We start from the raw sequence: 15997 nt of genomic DNA, 5'->3' as shown, positions 1-15997 counted from the left end.
TTCCTTGGGGGCGCTCGGTGGGCCGGGCGGGCTCAGCGGCCGGGGGCGGCCAGCGGAGCGGAGTGCCCGGCGGTCTCGGCCGGGCGGGCGACGAGCTCCGCGACCGGCCGTTCCAGGCGCTGGTGGAGTACGGGCAGGGCGCCGTCGACGAACAGCCGGCGCATCAGGGTGCGCTGTGTCTTGCCGCTGGTGGTCTTGCGGACCGCGCCGGGGCGCACCAGGACCACACTGGCGGCGGGGAGCTGGAACCTGCGGCTGAGCACCGTCTGGACCTGGGCGGCGAGTACGGGCAGGTCGGGCTCGCCCTGCGGGGTCGGGCGGACCTCCTGCACCACCACGACGTGCGAGCGGTCGCCCTCCTCGTCCCCGACGGTGAACACCGCCCCGCCGCCGCGCCGCAGGGACGGACCCGAGTCCTGCACGGCCTGCTCGATGTCCTGCGGGTAGAGGTTGCGGCCGTGGTGGATGAGCATCTCCTTGATGCGGCCGGTGACGAACAGCTCCCCGTCCACGAGGCCGCCGAGGTCGCCGGTGCGCAGATAGCCGGAGCGGCCGTCGGCGGTCTCGGCGCGGAAGGTCTCTTCGGTGGCCTCGGGGCGGTTCCAGTAGCCGCGCGCCACCGACGGTCCGCGCAGCCAGATCTCGCCGACCTGGCCGTCCGCCAGTGCCTCGCGGGTCATGGGGTCCACGATGAGCACCTCGTTCCCGGCCGGCGCGCCGCAGCCGACCAGGGTCCTGGAGATGCGGTCGGGGCGGGCCGGGCGCAGCTCGTGCTGCTCCAGGAGGTGCGCGTCGACGGCCAGTTCGACGTGCCGGGTGGTGGTGTCCCCGGCGGAGGCCAGCAGGGTGTTCTCGGCCAGGCCGTAGCAGGGGAACAGCGCCTCGGGGCGCAGCCCGTTGGCGGCGAAGCGCGCGGTGAAGGTGCGGATGGTGGCGGCGCGCACCGGCTCCGCCCCGTTGAGCGCCACCCGCAGGCTCGACAGGTCGAGCCCCTCGGCCTGCTCGTCGGTGGTGCGGCGGGCGCACAGCTCGTAACCGAAGTCGGGGGACGCGGTGCCCTCGACGCGGTAGTCGTGGATCATCCGCAGCCAGCGGTACGGTTGCTTGATGAAGGAGATGGGCGACATCTGCACGCTCGTGCCGCCCATCCACAGCGGGTGCAGCGTCATCCCGATGAGACCCATGTCGTGGTAGAGCGGCAGCCAGCTGCCCGTGACGACGCCCGGCTCGGTGAGCATGGCCCGGTGGATGGCCTCCTGGTTGGCGGCCAGGTTGGCGTGCGTGACCATGACGCCCTTGGGCTCGCTGGTGGAGCCCGAGCTGTACTGGAGGAAGGCCACGTCGTCGGCGCGGACCTGCGGCGGGAGCCACGGCCCGGGATCCTCGCCGTCCTCCTCCGGCGCCAGGCACACCACGTCCCGCTCCCCGGCGGCGGCCAGCCAGGCGGCGAGCGCCTGGCGTTGGCCGGGGACCGTCAGGACCGCGCCCACCGACGCGTCCCGCAGGATGCCGCTGACCCGGGCCAGCCGCTCGCCCGGCTCGTCCGGCAGCGGGGCCGGGATGGCCGTGCGCCCGGCGTAGAAGCAGCCGAGGAACGCGGCGACGAAGTCGAGCGTGGGCGGGTAGAGCAGCAGCACCGGGCGGCTCGGGTCGCCCAGCGACTCCTGGCGCAGCCGGGTGGCGACGAGCCGGGCGCGGCGGTCCAGCTCCGCGTAGGTGAGCTCCTCGGGCCGCATGGTCCGGCCGTCCTCGTGCAGGTACACGAACGCGAGCCGGTCGGGGTGCTGCTCCGCTCCGGCGCGTACGGCCTCGGTCAAGGTCCTGTGCATCTCTTCCCCTGTCGCTCTGTCCGGCTGGCGCGGCACCAAGTGCCATCTGCTGAACCATCGTTGGCGGGAAGTGAAAAGGACTTGTAAAGGCAGCCTTGAGGTGCACGTCGCAGCTCCGGGGCTTCCCGCAGGGTGCGGCGGAGAGGGGGCGTGGAGGCGCGTTCACCCGTACGGGGAGGGGGAGTTGGCACCCAGTGCCGCACCCCGGAGCCTCCTTCCTTGAGTCCCCTCCCGTGGCCGGGATATGAGTCAGGACTGTTTCGATACGGCATTGACTCGATTGGTGGGCGGGTCTAGCGTCGTGAACCGCACCGCTACAGACGGCAGTTCACGCAGCACCCTCTTCCTTCCGAGGAGCGGCATCCGTGACCACTCAGCTCGAACCCCGCACGACCGAGCAGGACCAGGCCGCCACCCACCGCTGGTGGGTCCTGGGCGTCCTCGTGGTGAGCCTCCTGCTCGTGGTTCTCGACACCTCGATCCTGAACGTCGCGCTCAAGACGCTCGCCGAACCCGCACCCCAGGGCCTGGGCGCCTCCTCCAGCGCGCTGCAGTGGTCGGTGGACTCGTACACGCTCGTCTTCGCGGCCCTGCTGTTCAGCACCGGAGTGCTGGCCGACCGCTGGGGCCGCAAACGCACTCTGGTGACCGGGCTCGTCGTCTTCGGCGGCTGCTCGCTCTGGTCCGCCTACGCGGGCAGCGCCGGCGAACTCGTCGCCGCCCGCGCCGGACTCGGCGTCGGCGGAGCGCTGGTGATGCCCGCGACGCTGGCGATCATCATGAACGTCTTCCCGCCCGCCGAACACGCCAAGGCCGTCGGCATCTGGGCCGGAGCGGCCGGGCTCGCGGTCGCCGTCGGCCCCATCACCGGCGGCGCGCTTCTGGAGCACTTCTGGTGGGGCTCGGTCTTCCTCATCAACATCCCGATCGTGGTGATCGGCACCGTCGCCGCGCTGGTCGTCGTGCCGGAGTCCAGGGACCCCGGGCGCGGCGGCTTCGACCCGGTGGGCGTCGCCCTGTCCGTGGCCGGTCTGACCCTGCTGGTGTACGGAGTGATCCAGGGCGGCGAGTGGGACGACTGGGCGGCGGGGCGGGTGTGGGGGACGATGCTCGGCGGGCTCGTCGTGCTGGCCGCCTTCGTCGCCTGGGAGCGGCGGGCCGAGCGCCCGGCGCTCGACATCGCGCTGTTCCGCATCCCGCGCTTCTCGGCCGCCGTGACCGTGATCGGCCTGGTGTTCTTCGCGCTGCTCGGCGCCACCTTCTTCCTGGTCTTCTATCTGCAGAGCGTGCGCGGCTGGACGCCCTTGCAGGCCGGGTACTGCCTGCTGCCGCTGGCCGTGGCCCAACTGGCCTTCTCGCCGCCCGCCACGCTCGCGGCCAAGCGGATCGGGGTCCGGCCGGTGTGCGCCACCGGGATGCTGCTGACCACCGCGGCGTTCGTCACCGTCGCCACCGTCGACGAGCACACCTCGCTGTGGCTGCTCGAATCCGTCTTCTTCGTCCTGGGCGTGGGCATCGCCTGTGTGATGCCGCCCGCCACGGCCGCCGTGATGTCGGCCCTGCCCCGGCAGCGGGCGGGCACCGGCTCGGCCGTCAACACCACCTTCCGCCAGGTGGGCGGGGCGCTCGGCGTCGCGGTCCTCGGCTCCGTGCTGTCCACCGCGTACCGCTCGCGGATGTCGGACCATCTGGGAGCCGTGCCGGGCCAACTGCGCGACAGGGCAGGGGAGTCCGTGCAGAGCAGCCTCGCCGTGGCCGATGCGCTCGGCCCGCGCGGCGCCGCACTCGCGGGCCACGCCGTCGACTCGTTCGTCTCCGCGATGCACGTCACCGCATTGGTCGCCGCCGGGGTCACCTTCCTCGGCGCGCTCGTCAGCCTGCTCCTGCTGCCCGCCCGTACGCCCGACGAACCCGCCGGTGCGGACGAGACGGCCAGAGTCCACCACTCCTCGGAGGTCTGAGCATGCCACCACCCGTTCCACCGGAGGCCGAGGGCACCGCGCCCGCCGGCCTCCGGCCCGTCCCCGCGACCGGGGACGGGCCCACCCCCGCGCCCCCGGCACCCCCCGCGCAGCGCACCGCCCCTGGCGGGCGCCGGCGCGACCCCGCCGCCGACCGGGCGATCCTGGAGAGCACCCTGGGCCTGCTGGGCGAGGGGTGCAGCTTCAGCGCGCTGTCGATGGACCTGGTGGCCCAGCGGGCCGGGGTCGCCCGCGCCACCATCTACCGCCGCTGGCGCAACAAGGAAGAGCTGGTGCTCGCGGCCCTGAGCAGCCTCGACGTACCCGTCACCCCCTCGGACGGACTGCCGCTGCGGGACCGGCTCGTCGACCTGGTCGACCAGATCCGCCACCGCGGCCAGGACACCAACCTGCACCGCCTGCTCGCCGGGCTCCTCGGCGAGGCGGTGTACCGCCCGCAGCTGGTGGAGGCGTACGAGAACACCGCGGTCGCCGCACGGAGGGACGCCATGCGGCAGGTGCTCCGGGACGGGCTCGACAGCGGCGAGCTGCGCCCCGGCCTCGACGTCGACCAGGCCATCGAGCTGCTGACGGGGCCGATGCTCGCGCGGCTGATCCTGCGGCAGCGGCCGGTGGAGTCCGCCGCGTTCGCGGAAGCGATCGTGGACACCTTCCTCGACGGCACCCGGACCACCCCCGCACCCCGGTAGGCGGACCGCGCCCACCGGACCCGGAACCAGCGCCTCGGCGCACGTACTGGTCGGCCGCGCATCCGCGCAGCGCCATCCGCCCGTCCCCGCGGACGGGTCCCGAACCGCCTCCCCACCCAGGAGCCGCAACCATGAAGTTCCTCTTCGACGACCCCGCCTTCGACTACCAGGCCTTACGGGCCGCCGGCTACGCCGACTTCGGCGGGGCCCAGCTCGGCGAGATCATCGCCGTCGCCTCGCGTATCCCCGGCGGCGACACGGACGCCTGGCGGCGTGAGTGGACCGCGCTGGCCGAGCGCGTCCATTCGCTCGCCACGGCCGCGCTCGCCCAGCACCGCACCGTCGACGCCCGCGCGGCCCTGCTGCGCGCCCACACGTACTACCGCACCGCCGAGTTCTTCCTGCGCGACGACCCGCTGCACGACCCCGAAGCGGCGCGGCTGATGCGGCTCTCCAAGGAGACCTTCGCCGAGGCGGCCGCACTCATGGAGAGCCCACCGGAGTTCGTCCGCATCCCGTACGGGGACGGCTCGTTGCCCGGGTACTTCTACCGCGCCGACGACTCCGCGGGACCGCGCCCGACCCTGATCCACCACGGCGGCATCGACTCCACGCTCGAAGAGGGCTACTTCTTCATCGCGGCCGCAGCCCAGGCGCGCGGCTACCACGTCCTCTGCTTCGAGGGGCCCGGGCAGGGCTCGGTGCTGCGCGAGCAGGGGCTCACCTTCCGGCCGGACTGGGAGGAGGTGGTCACTCCCGTGGTGGACTTCGCGCTGGCGCAGCCGGGGGTGGACCCCGAGCGCGTCACGCTGATGGGGACCAGCCTCGGGGGGCTGCTCGCCGTCCGGGCCGCCGCGTTCGAGCACCGGCTCGCCGGGTGTGTCGCCCATGACGCGGTCTGGCAGCTCGGGGACGTCGTGTGGCTGCCGCCGTTCGTCCACGAGTGGGTGGAGCAGGGCTGCGACGACTTCGCCAACCCCGTGATGTACGGGATCGCCGTCCAGCAGACTTTCACGCGCTGGCTGCTGCGGCAGGCGATGTGGACGTTCGGGGCGGAGAGTCCGTCCCAACTGCTGCGCCGGATGCCCGCGTTCGGCCTCGCGGACGTGGTCGGACAGGTGCGCTGTCCGGTCCTCGTGCTCGACGCCGAGGAGGACATGTTCTTCGCCGGTCTGGAACACGCGAAGAAGGTGTACACGGGCCTCAACGGTCCCAAGACCCTGCACGTCTTCACCGCCGACGAGGGCGGGGGAGCGCACTGCCACTCCGGCTCCATGACCCTCTTCCACGACCGCGTCTTCTCCTGGCTGGCCGAGACCTCGCAGCCCGTGGCCCCGGAGCCCGAACCCGCGCCGTCCGTCTGACCGTTCACATCCGCACGCCCGAGGCGGGCGGCCCGGGGGAGACCCGGGCCGCCCGCCTCGGGCGCTCTGTATACGTCGCCCGGAATTAATAATCGAATTCCCGCTGATTGGTGGCCGAAATGGTTCCTGGGTGCTGCGCTCCAGGTGTTAGCGCCCCTTTAATGGTTACGTAACGACTGCTCGACTACGATGTTTATCGGCAATCGCGTGCATCTTGGGCGCGAGAGCCTGGGGTGAACGGGGAGATCCGAACTAGTTGAATGCCCGGCATGCATTCAAGGGGGTTGCGTCACGTGTCCCTGTCCTATGCACGATCGAGTCATCCGCTGCGCTACGAGGTACTGGGGCGGCTCCGGGTGACCTGCGGCGACGTCGATCTGACGCCGGCGCCACCGAAGATCGCCAAGCTGCTCGCTCTGCTGACGATCCGGGCAGGGGAGACGGTACCGGGCGACAAACTCGTCGCGGAGCTGTGGGAACAGCATCCGCCGCGGTGTGCGGCGGCGAGCCTGCGGGTCTATGTGTCCCAGCTGCGCAAGCTGCTCGGCACGCCCGGCCGGGCCTCGCCCATCGTCACTGTTTCCCCGGGTTACATTCTCGACGTCAGCCAGAACCAACTCGATGTCCGGACCTTCGAGAGGCTGTATGAAAGCGGCCGGGCCCGATACCTGGCCGCCGACTACCTGGCCGCGTCCGAATGTCTGAGAAATGCCCTCGCGATGTGGCGGGGGCCGGTTCTGGACGGCATGTCGGGGTCGTCGGAGATCAGCTCTTTCGCCGCCGTGGCGGACGAAAAACGGCTGAATTGCATCGAGCTGAATATTGAATCCGCCCTGGCGCTCGGCCGCCATCACGCCGTGATAGAGGAGCTCAAGGGACTCGTCGTCCAGCACCCGCTGCGCGAGCCCTTCTACCGCCAGCTGATGGCCGCCCTCTACCGGGTGGGCCGGCAGGGCGACGCCCTGGGCGTCTACCGCAGCGCCCGGCAGGTCATCCGGGAGGAGCTGGGCGTCGAGCCGGGCCCTCCGCTGCGGCTGACCCAGGAAGCCATCCTGCGCGCCGATCCGGCCAGGCTGGAAGCGGTCGGCGTGACAGCGTCGGCACGCTGACGCACTCCGCACTCCGCACTCCGCACCCCGCACCCCGGGCCCTGGGCCCCGGGCCCTGGCCCCGGCGGGCCCCGGCGAGCCGGCTCAGGCCGTTCCCTGAGCCGGCACACGGCCGGCGCGAGCCGTCACCCGAGTCACACGAGCACGAGTCACACGAGCACAAGTCACACGAACGTGAGCCTCGACCGCCCGGTCCCGGCCCACAACGCCTCTTTACGGGCTCCGTAAGTGGCATGGTGGAGAGTGGCAATCCAAGGACCCGGGCCCCGGGGAGACATCATGATCGGCCGTTTCCAGCCCGACCGGCAGCTGACCGCCCGCATGCTGGTCACCCTCTTCCTGCTCGGCCTGCTGTACGTGGGGTTCGTGGCCGCGCTGCTCGTCCTGCTGAAGTCGGCGGTGCTGGTCGTGGTCATCGCCGCGGCCCTGCTGCTCGGGCAGTACTGGTTCTCCGACCGCATCGCCCTCTACGCCATGCGCGGCCGCCTCGTCACCCGCGAGGAGCAGCCCCAACTGCACGGCGTCATCGACCGGTTGTGCGCCACGGCGGACATGCCCGTGCCCCGGATCGCGCTCGCCGACACCGATCTGCCCAACGCCTTCGCCACCGGGCGCAACGCCGACCACGCCATCGTCTGTGTCACCACCGGACTGCTCAGGCGCCTGGAGCCGGAGGAGCTGGAGGGGGTGCTGGCGCACGAGCTCTCGCACGTCGCCCACCGCGACGTCGCAGTGATCACCGTCGCCTCGTTCCTGGGCGTGATCGCCGGGCTCATCGTCCGCTTCGCCTTCTACTCCCAGATGTTCGGCGGCCGCCGCCGCGCCGACCAGAACACCTTCGCCATCCTGGTGGCCGTCATGGCGGTCTCGGCCGCGGTGTACGCGCTGAGCTTCCTGCTGATCCGGGCCCTGTCCCGGTACCGGGAGCTGGCCGCCGACCGCGCGGCCGCCCTGCTCACCGGCCGCCCCTCCGCGCTCGCCTCGGCGCTGACCAAGCTGGACGGCGACATCGCCCGCATCCCCAGCAAGGACCTGCGCACGGCCAGCGCCTTCAACGCCTTCTACTTCGTGCCCGCCCTCGGAGCCGGCGCCTCGCTCTCCCGGCTCCTGTCCACCCACCCCACCCTGGAACAGCGGCTCGACGGGCTGGCGAAGATCTCCGCGGAGCTGGGCCGCCCGGCATGAGCGGCACCGCGCGCCCGGACCGTACGACCGTACGACCAGAGCCGGCACGACCGTACGACCAGCGCCGGCACAGGACGGAGTGACTGATCCGCATGGGCTTCCTGGACATCCTGCTCGGGCGGACCAAGCCCGTCGCCCCCGACCTCGACCGGCTCTTCGCGGTGCCCTCGGCGGCCGTCACCCTGGAGGCGGCGGCCGGATTCACCCCGACCGGACGGGGCTCGGTCTGCTTCACCACGGTCGAGGGCGGGGCCTTCACCCGCATCCGTGAGGACGTCGGGGAACTGCTCGACGCCGACACCGAACGGGCCGGCAGCCCCGTGGAGTTCAGCCGCGACGAGTACGGCTACACCTGGCTCCTGTCGCGGCGCGGGCCGGCCGATCTGACCGCGCTCGTCGGCGATCTGCACGCGGTGAACACCGCCCTCCAGGGCAGCGGCTTCGGCTCCCAACTGCTGTGCTCGCTGGTCGGTTTCCAGGACGGCGAGGGGCAGGCACTGGCGCTGGTGTACCTCTACAAGCGCGGCACGTTCTACCCCTTCGCCCCGCGGCACGGCGAGAAGCGCGACAGTGCGCTGGAGCTGCGGGTCAAGGCGGTGCTCGCGGACGACCTGCACATCGAGCAGGACCTCGCCCGCTGGTTCCCGGTGTGGGGCGCGCCCGGGCTGTGAGTGGGGGTCCGTTCAGGCGGACCGGTAGCCGCGTTCGCGCACGACCTCCGGGGCGAGCCGGGCGAAGGCGCGGGCGGCGGCGCTCTGATACGCGCTCTCGCGCCGCAGCAGCGTGACGGTACGGGCGGGCAGCGCGGGCGAGAGCGGCACCGGCCGCAGGGACGGATGGTCGTCGGTGACCGCGTCGGGCAGCACGGTGGCCAGCCGGGTGCCCCGGACGATCTCCGTGAGGGCCTGGACGGAGTTCGCCTCCACCGCGATGCGGGGCCGCACGTCGTGGGCGGCGAAGTAGGCGTCGATATGGCCCCGGGTGGCGAAGTCGGCGCTCAGGAGGGCGAGTTGATGGTGGGCGAGCTCACGGGCGGGCAGCGGCCGCTCCCCGGGGGCCGACTCCGCGGCCACCACCAGGCTCAGCGTCTCCGTGAACAGCGGTGACCCGGTGACCCCGGGCGCGTGCGTGCCCTGGAAGGCGATGGCGAGATCGATCTCGTCGGCGAGGAGCCCGGACTCGATGCGGTCCTGGGTCAGCTCCCTGACCTCCAGGGTGATGCCCGGGTGGCGGGTGTGGAAGTGGGCCACCAGCGGGCCGGTGAGATACGCGGTGAACGTCGGCGTCACGGCGAGGCGCAGGCTTCCGTGGGAGAGGTCGGCCACGTCGTGCACGGCCCGCTCGGCGGCGGCCAGGTCCCGCAGGGCGCGCCGGGCGTGATGGGCATACGTCTCGCCCGCGTCGGTGAGCCGTACGGTCCGCCCCGTGCGGTCCAACAGCTGTGCCCCCACCGTGCGTTCGAGCTGCTTGACCTGCTGGGAGAGCGTGGGCTGCGAGATGCGCAGCTCCTCGGCGGCGCGGGTGAAGTTGCCGTGCTCGGCGACGGCGAGCAGATAGCGCAGATGACGCAGTTCCGGAGCCATGGGCAAACTATAGATGAGACCAATAGCAGACATGGATAGCACGTCTTGGACACTATAGAAGCAGGTCATGCATGGTGGATCTCGTCAGCCCCACGGGGCCGACAGCCACCGAAGGGAGTGACATGCAAGACCTCACCGAGGGCGTCGCGCGGTTCCGCCGGGACGTCTTCCCGGCCAAGGCGGAGCTCTTCGCCGCCCTGGTCGGCACCCACCGGCCCACCACGCTGTTCATCAGCTGCTCCGACGCCCGCGTCGTGCCCGAGCTGATCACCCAGAGCGAGCCGGGCGAGCTGTTCGTCATCCGCACGGCGGGCAACCTCGTCCCCGCGTACGCCCCCGGCCCCGACGGGATCGCGGCGAGCATCGAGTACGCGGTCGCCGTCCTCGGCGTCACCGACGTCGTGGTGTGCGGGCACTCCGCCTGCGGAGCGATGACCGCGCTCGCCGAGGACCACGACCTGGAGGGCCTGGCGGCCGTCGCCGACTGGCTGCGCCACGCCGACGCCTCCCGGGCGCGCACCACCGCCACCGGCGCGGAGAAGGTCACCGCCCTGGTGCGCGAGAACGTCCGCGCCCAGCTCGCCAACCTCGCGACCCACCCCTCGGTGGCCCGCGCGCTCGCCCGGCACACGCTCACCCTGCACGGCTGGGTCTACGACATCCCGTCCGGAGCCGTCGAGGAGCTCGACACCGCCGGCAGCCGCGCCCGCGCCGCGGCCTGACTCCCTTCACTCACCCTGTTCGAAAGGAACCACATCACCATGCCGCACGCCCAGTTCGACCCCGCCGCCCGTCAGGCCCTTGCCGTCGCCGCCGTCGAGGCCAAGGTGCGCAAGGACCTCTCCTGGCAGCAGATAGCCGACGTCACCGGTCTGTCGGTCGCCTTCGTCACCGCCGCGGTGCTCGGTCAGCACGCCCTCCCGGCCGACGCCGCGAAGGCGGTCACCGAGCTCCTGGGCCTGGACGACGACGCCGCGATGCTGCTCGCGACCATCCCGACGCGCGGCTCCATCCCCGGCTCCGTCCCGACCGACCCGACGATCTACCGCTTCTACGAGATGCTCCAGGTGTACGGCACCACGCTCAAGGCGCTGGTCCACGAGCAGTTCGGGGACGGCATCATCAGCGCGATCAACTTCAAGCTGGACGTGAAGAAGGTCGCCGACCCCGAGGGCGGCGAGCGCGCGGTGATCACTCTGGACGGCAAGTACCTGCCGACCAAGCCGTTCTGACCGGACCCCCACCGGATACCGCCATGGGCGGCGGATCGTTCCCCACGACGACCCGCCGCCCCTCTCTCTCCTGCCCTACGCCGCGTGCAGAGCCAGCGTGGGGAGAGCCGTGCCGCCCGTACCGCCGGATACAGGCCCGGGGGAGGGGGGAGGACTGACGGTGCGGGTGACCTTTTCCCGGGCTGCCGAGCCCCTGCGGCATAGGTGAGCGTGGAGCCGCGTGCGGTCCCGGGTGCCCTCCAGGGGCGCGGGCGGTGTCGTTGTGCGGCTCCGCCGCGTGGGCGCGAGCAACCCATCGCCGGCCCGCAGTCGACCGATCACAGAAGCAGCAAGCGCTCAGTCGCCGTCTATCAGCCGCTGCAAGCCCGGCGCATACAGATCCGCAACCCGCTCGGCCGGGGCAAGGTTGCCCGCACCGGGGCGGTGCAGGCTCAACGTCGCGCCGAGGCCGAGCAACTGCCCCGCGATCAGCTCGGCCCGCAACTCCCGGTCGCGCCCCGCGAGGATCGCGGCCAGGCGCGCGGTGACCTGCTCGCGGAAGCGGTCGCGCAGCAGCGTGCGCTCGTCGTCCCGGCCGAGTGAGAAGACGACGCGCAGCAGCGGGTCGCCGCGGAACTCGTCGCGCAGCCGCAGCATGGTGAGCACCAGGTGCCGTCCCAGCTCGGCGGGCGGCGCCGCGAACAGCTCGTCGGCCACGGGCTGGAAGTCCGCGACCGTGTGGAACAACTGCTCCTTGCTGCCGAACCGCTTCACGATCAGGGACGGGCTGACCCCGGCGTCGGCGGCGATGCCCCGCAGGGTCACCTCGGCGTAGGCGCGCAGGGCGAAGGCGCGGCGCGCGGCCCGCAGGATGGCGTCGCGGCCGGTGCCCTGCTCCGGGGCCGTACTCTCCACAGGGGCGGTGGTCATCTGCCCTCCTGGGTCGCGGGCACCGATGTCGTCCCTCCGACCGTACCGGGCGCGGCCGCCCCGGCGCGCTCCGGCCGCCGCGCGGGCAGGAACGCCGCCGCCACCAGGGCCGCGAGCGCCGCGCCCGCCGCGATGAGGAAGATCAGCAGGTACGCGTGGAGGGTGGGGGCGGTGCGCCCCGCCGCCACGAACGTGACGTTGGCCAGGACCGCCGTGACCACCGCGCTGCAGCACGCCTGTCCCACCGAGCGCATCAGGGTGTTGAGCCCGTTCGCGGCGCCGGTCTCGCTCACCGGGACGCCCTGCATGACGAGGGCCGGGAGCGCCGAGTACGCGATGGCGGTGCCGGCCGAGACCACGGTGGCGCCGGCCACGATCAGCCAGAGGCTGTGGCTGGTGAAGAAGCGTACGACGTAACCGACCGCCATGACGCAGGCGGCCAGGGCGAGGGCCGTCCTGGGGCCGTACTTCGCGGATATCTTCGCCGACACCGGCGACAGCGCGACCATCGAGAGGCCGCCCGGCAGCAGGCACAGACCGCTGACCACGATGGAGGCGCCCAGGCCGTACCCGGTCGCCTTCGGCTCCTGCACCATCTGCGCGGTCACCAACGAGTTGGCGTAGAAGCTGAATCCGATGAAGAGTGCGGCGATGTTGGTGAGCAGCACGGCCGGCCGTGCCGAGACCCGCAGGTCGACCATCGGGGATTCGGTACGCAGCTCGTAGCGCCCCCAGACGAGGGCCACCACCAGCGACCCGGCGAGCAGGCCGAGTGTGGGCACCGAGGTCCAGCCCCAGTCGGCGCCCTGGGTGATCGCGAGCAGCAGGCCGACCAGGGCGGCGGTGAGGCCGAGGGTGCCGGGCACGTCGAAGCGGCCGGGGGTGCGCACCGGCGACTCCGGGACGAGCCGGAGCACGAGGAGCAGATCGAGGACGCCCAGGGCCGCGGACGCCCAGAACATGGTGTGCCAGTCGAAGTTCTCCACGACCAGGGCCGCCACCGGGAGCCCCACCGCGGCGCCGATGCCGAGCGTGGAGCTCATCAGGGCTATGGACGGCAGCACCCGGGCCGGCGGCAGCTCGTCGCGGATGATGCTGATGCCGAGCGGGATGACGGCGAGGGCGGCGCCCTGGAGTGCCCGGCCCGCGATCAGTACGCCGATGTCGGAGGTGGCGGCGCACAGCACGGACCCGGCGGTCAGCACGCCGAGCGAGGCGAGCAGGACGCGCCGTTTGCCGTACATGTCACCGACCCGGCCGAGGACCGGGGTGAAGACCGCGCCGGTCAGCAGCGTGATGGTGACGAGCCAGCCCGCGGCGCCCGGGGTGCTGCCGGTGAGGGCCGGGATGTGCGGCAGCAGCGGCACGACCAGCGTCTGCATCACGGCGACGACCACACCGCAGAAGGCGAGCACGGGCACGACGAAGCGGGTGCGGGGGTCGTGGGCGGGGGTGGCTGTCGCCGCGGTCATGCTGCTCCAGAGGCCGGTCGAGGAAAGGGGTGCACAAGCGTTCACCCCCGCCTAGGGTAAACGCTTGTGCACCCCCGTGTCCCGGCCTTCGCCTCCCCGGCCCGAACCCACCGGACAGGCCCTAGGCGCGTGGCGGCGTCGCCAGTCGGCCCAGGGTGTCGATCACCGCTCGGGACGCCGGCGAGCCCGGCTCGATGAGGGTGTAGTGGCCGGTGTCCGGCAGCACGACATGCTCGGCATCCGTATGCACCGCGACGTAGTCCGTGAACTGCCCCAGCGGCACCTCCTCGTCCACCGCCCCGTGCAGCACCACCGTGCGCACCCCCGTGGTGCCCTTGCCGCGCAGCAGTGTCAGCGGGTCGACCAGCGGGAGCCTCGCCTCGGCCTGGTCGGCGCCGCCGAGGAGTTGCAGGGCCGCGCCGTCGCTGAGGTCGTCGCGGATCGTGGCCGCCAGGTCGGTGAGCGGGGCGAGGCCCAGGATCGCGGCGGGCAGCCGGGTGGTGTACCAGGGCGAGCTCTCGGGCAGCAGCCCGCGCGCCCCGGCCCACAGGGCGAGGTGGCCGCCGGAGCAGTGGCCGGCCAGGACGAACGGCCGCCCCTGCGGGATCGTGTCCACGGCCAGCGCGATGTCGTCGAAGGTGGCGGGGTAGCCGCCCGCCCCGCCCGACCTGCGAAAACCCGGCAGGACCGTGGTGAACCCGTGCTGCGCCAGATGCGCAGCGAACGGGGTCAGATGCATCCGGTCATAGCGCCAGTAGCCGCCGTGCAGCAGCATCACCATCGGCGCGTCGGGATCCTCGGCCGGCCACAGGTCGTACACCTGGTGCGGGTGCGAGCCGTACTTGCGGTGTACGGGGGCCAGCACCGGGCGGATGCTGAGCACCCGGCGCTCCTCCTCGGCCGCGAACGCGGAAGGGGTCCTAGACATGGCTGCGCGCCGTCCAGAGCTCGGGGAACACGGACCTGTGGGCGCGCTTCTCCAGCCACGCCACACCCGGGGAGCCGCCGCTGCCCGCCTTGGCGCCCATCGCCCGGCGGGTCGCCAGCAGATGGTCGCTGCGCCAGCGCAGCACCAGCTCGGCCACCTCGGTGAGCTCCTCGCCCAGGCGCACCAGCGGGTCGTCCTGCGGCCCGGCGTAGATCTGCCGCCAGACCTCCTCGACCCAGGCGTCCGGCTGGTACGGCTCGGTGACATCCCGCTCCACCATGTGCTCCGGAACGGGCAGCCCGCGGCGGTACAGGAAGCGCAGCACCTCGTCGTAGAGCGAGGGTTCGGCCAGCGCCTCCTCCAGCTCGGCGTGGACGGCCGGGTGCCCCCGGTGCGCCTGCACCATGGAGCGGGACTTGTCGGCGAGCAGGAACTCCATGTGGCGGTACTGCGCCGACTGGAACCCGGAGGCCTCGCCGAACGCCGCGCGGAACCCGTTGAACTGGGCCGGGGTCAGCGCGGCCAGCGGTGCCCAGGAGTCGTTGAGCGCCCGGTGCGAGCGGCGGCTGCGGCGCAGCGCGTCCATGGCCTGCTCCAGGTCGTCCTTGCGTAACGCGTCCCGAGCCGTGCGCCACTCGTACACGACGAGGGTGAACCACAGCTCCATCACCTGGGTGGTGACGATGAACGCCATCTCACCGGGGTCGTTGGAGAGCGGCCGCTGGAGGGTGGACAGCAGCGAGGCGTGGATGTAGTCCTCGTACGGCGTCGTCCCCTCGAACCGCGTCTGGGGCGCCTCCTCGTCGGCCGGGGGCGTGGCGAGGGCGCTGGTCTGCTCGGTCATGGGTCTCCGTAGGTGGTGGGGCGGGCGGGGGGGGTCAGACCGGCATTCCGATGTGCGCGCCCCCGGTCGCGTCCAGCCACTGGCCGGTGACCCAGCGCGCGTCGTCGCTCGCCACGAACGCGACCACGTCGGCGATGTCCGACGGGCGGCCGATCCGGTTGAAGACGGAGGTGGCCGCGTACGCGTCCAGCACCTCCGGCACCTTCAGGGTCGGGTTGATCTCCGTGTACGTGAAGCCGGGCGCCACCGCGTTCACGGTGATCCCCCGCGCGCCCAGTTCGGGAGCGAGGGCGAGGGTGAGGGCGTCCAGGGCGCCCTTGGTCATCGAGTACGCGGAGATGTTCGGCATGGCGATCCGGGTGACGCCGGAGGAGATGTTGATGACGCGGCCGCCGTCGCGCAGCCGGCCGAGGCCTTGCTGGATGACGAAGAAGGGGGCCTTGACGTTGATCGCGAAGAGCCGGTCGTACTCCTCCTCGCTGACGTCACCGATCCGCTTCGGCAGGGTGATCCCGGCGTTGTTGACGAGGACGTCCAGGCCGGGCCGGGCGCCGTACGCGGACAGGCCCTTGTCGAAGGCGGTCCACAGCGCCTCGGCGTCGCCGGACACGCCGAGCTCGGCGCGGAGCGCGAACGCCCGGCCGCCCGCCCCCTCGATCTCGGCGACGGCCTCCTCGGCGGCCTCGGTGCGGTGTCCGTAGTGGACGGCCACCAGGGCGCCCTCGGCGGCCAGCCGGAGCGAGATCGCTCGGCCGATTCCCCGGCTGCCACCGGTCACCAGGGCCGTCCGGTCGCTCAGCCTGCCCGTACTGGTCATGCTCCACACTCCTGTGATCTCGGGGACCGCGCGGTGGTCGGCGCGATCCGGCTG

The 15997-nt window shown here is 72.3% G+C and carries 15 protein-coding genes; 8 read left to right on the top strand and 7 right to left on the bottom strand.

Annotation, left to right across the window (positions count from 1 at the left end; translation table 11 throughout):
• Positions 1-32: 32 nt before the first annotated feature.
• Positions 33-1829: a fatty acyl-AMP ligase gene (locus tag AB0G17_RS09910; protein WP_361378370.1), complete on the bottom strand. Its 1797-nt coding sequence runs from the start codon at positions 1827-1829 to the stop codon at positions 33-35.
• A gap of 365 nt (positions 1830-2194) precedes the next feature.
• On the opposite strand from AB0G17_RS09910, the gene AB0G17_RS09905 reads away from it, so the two are divergent.
• The 6 genes from AB0G17_RS09905 (at position 2195) to AB0G17_RS09880 (ending at position 8829) form a co-directional block, all read left to right on the top strand.
• Entirely contained in the window at positions 2195-3790 is a 1596-nt protein-coding gene (locus AB0G17_RS09905) for a DHA2 family efflux MFS transporter permease subunit (protein WP_361378367.1), read from the top strand.
• Positions 3791-3792: 2 nt separating this feature from the next.
• Positions 3793-4500 (top strand): TetR/AcrR family transcriptional regulator, encoded by a 708-nt coding sequence (locus tag AB0G17_RS09900; RefSeq protein ID WP_361378364.1) that lies wholly within the window; start codon positions 3793-3795, stop codon positions 4498-4500.
• A gap of 131 nt (positions 4501-4631) precedes the next feature.
• A complete protein-coding gene (locus tag AB0G17_RS09895) occupies positions 4632-5864 on the top strand; it encodes an alpha/beta fold hydrolase (RefSeq protein WP_361378361.1) in 1233 nt (410 codons plus the stop codon).
• A 293-nt stretch (positions 5865-6157) separates the two neighbouring features.
• Entirely contained in the window at positions 6158-6973 is an 816-nt protein-coding gene (locus AB0G17_RS09890) for an AfsR/SARP family transcriptional regulator (protein ID WP_361378358.1), read from the top strand.
• A gap of 279 nt (positions 6974-7252) precedes the next feature.
• Positions 7253-8158, top strand: a complete 906-nt coding sequence (gene htpX, locus AB0G17_RS09885; protein ID WP_361378355.1) for a zinc metalloprotease HtpX — start codon at positions 7253-7255, stop codon at positions 8156-8158.
• Between the two features lie 92 nt (positions 8159-8250).
• A complete protein-coding gene (locus tag AB0G17_RS09880) occupies positions 8251-8829 on the top strand; it encodes a hypothetical protein (RefSeq protein WP_361378352.1) in 579 nt (192 codons plus the stop codon).
• Positions 8830-8841: 12 nt separating this feature from the next.
• On the opposite strand, the gene cynR is transcribed toward AB0G17_RS09880, so the two are convergent.
• Positions 8842-9741, bottom strand: a complete 900-nt coding sequence (gene cynR / locus AB0G17_RS09875; RefSeq protein ID WP_361378349.1) for a transcriptional regulator CynR — start codon at positions 9739-9741, stop codon at positions 8842-8844.
• Positions 9742-9863: 122 nt separating this feature from the next.
• On the opposite strand from cynR, the gene AB0G17_RS09870 reads away from it, so the two are divergent.
• Positions 9864-10463, top strand: a complete 600-nt coding sequence (locus tag AB0G17_RS09870) for a carbonic anhydrase (protein ID WP_361378346.1) — start codon at positions 9864-9866, stop codon at positions 10461-10463.
• Between the two features lie 39 nt (positions 10464-10502).
• The gene (gene cynS / locus AB0G17_RS09865) at positions 10503-10973 is read left to right on the top strand and encodes a cyanase (protein WP_361378343.1); all 471 of its coding nucleotides are present in this window, start codon (positions 10503-10505) and stop codon (positions 10971-10973) included.
• A 336-nt stretch (positions 10974-11309) separates the two neighbouring features.
• Here cynS and AB0G17_RS09860 read toward each other — a convergent pair whose 3' ends face one another.
• From AB0G17_RS09860 to AB0G17_RS09840, 5 genes are all read right to left on the bottom strand, one after another.
• Positions 11310-11882: a TetR family transcriptional regulator gene (locus tag AB0G17_RS09860; RefSeq protein ID WP_361378340.1), complete on the bottom strand. Its 573-nt coding sequence runs from the start codon at positions 11880-11882 to the stop codon at positions 11310-11312.
• Positions 11879-13354, bottom strand: a complete 1476-nt coding sequence (locus AB0G17_RS09855) for an MFS transporter (protein WP_361378337.1) — start codon at positions 13352-13354, stop codon at positions 11879-11881. The genes AB0G17_RS09860 and AB0G17_RS09855 overlap by 4 nt, the downstream gene beginning before the upstream one ends.
• A gap of 121 nt (positions 13355-13475) precedes the next feature.
• Positions 13476-14282, bottom strand: a complete 807-nt coding sequence (locus AB0G17_RS09850; protein WP_361378334.1) for an alpha/beta hydrolase — start codon at positions 14280-14282, stop codon at positions 13476-13478.
• Positions 14275-15126, bottom strand: coding sequence for a tryptophan 2,3-dioxygenase family protein (locus tag AB0G17_RS09845; protein WP_361378331.1), 852 nt, complete (start codon positions 15124-15126; stop codon positions 14275-14277). Before AB0G17_RS09845 ends, AB0G17_RS09850 begins: the two co-directional genes overlap by 8 nt.
• 34 nt (positions 15127-15160) lie before the next feature.
• The gene (locus AB0G17_RS09840) at positions 15161-15943 is read right to left on the bottom strand and encodes an SDR family oxidoreductase (RefSeq protein ID WP_361378908.1); all 783 of its coding nucleotides are present in this window, start codon (positions 15941-15943) and stop codon (positions 15161-15163) included.
• Between the last annotated feature and the right edge of the window lie 54 nt (positions 15944-15997).

Source organism: Streptomyces sp. NPDC023838 (genome assembly GCF_040639555.1).
In the GTDB taxonomy this organism is placed as follows: Bacteria; Actinomycetota; Actinomycetes; order Streptomycetales; family Streptomycetaceae; genus Streptomyces.
The sequence above is the reverse complement of the archived record's forward strand: the minus strand, read 5'-3'. Positions and strand labels throughout refer to the sequence as shown.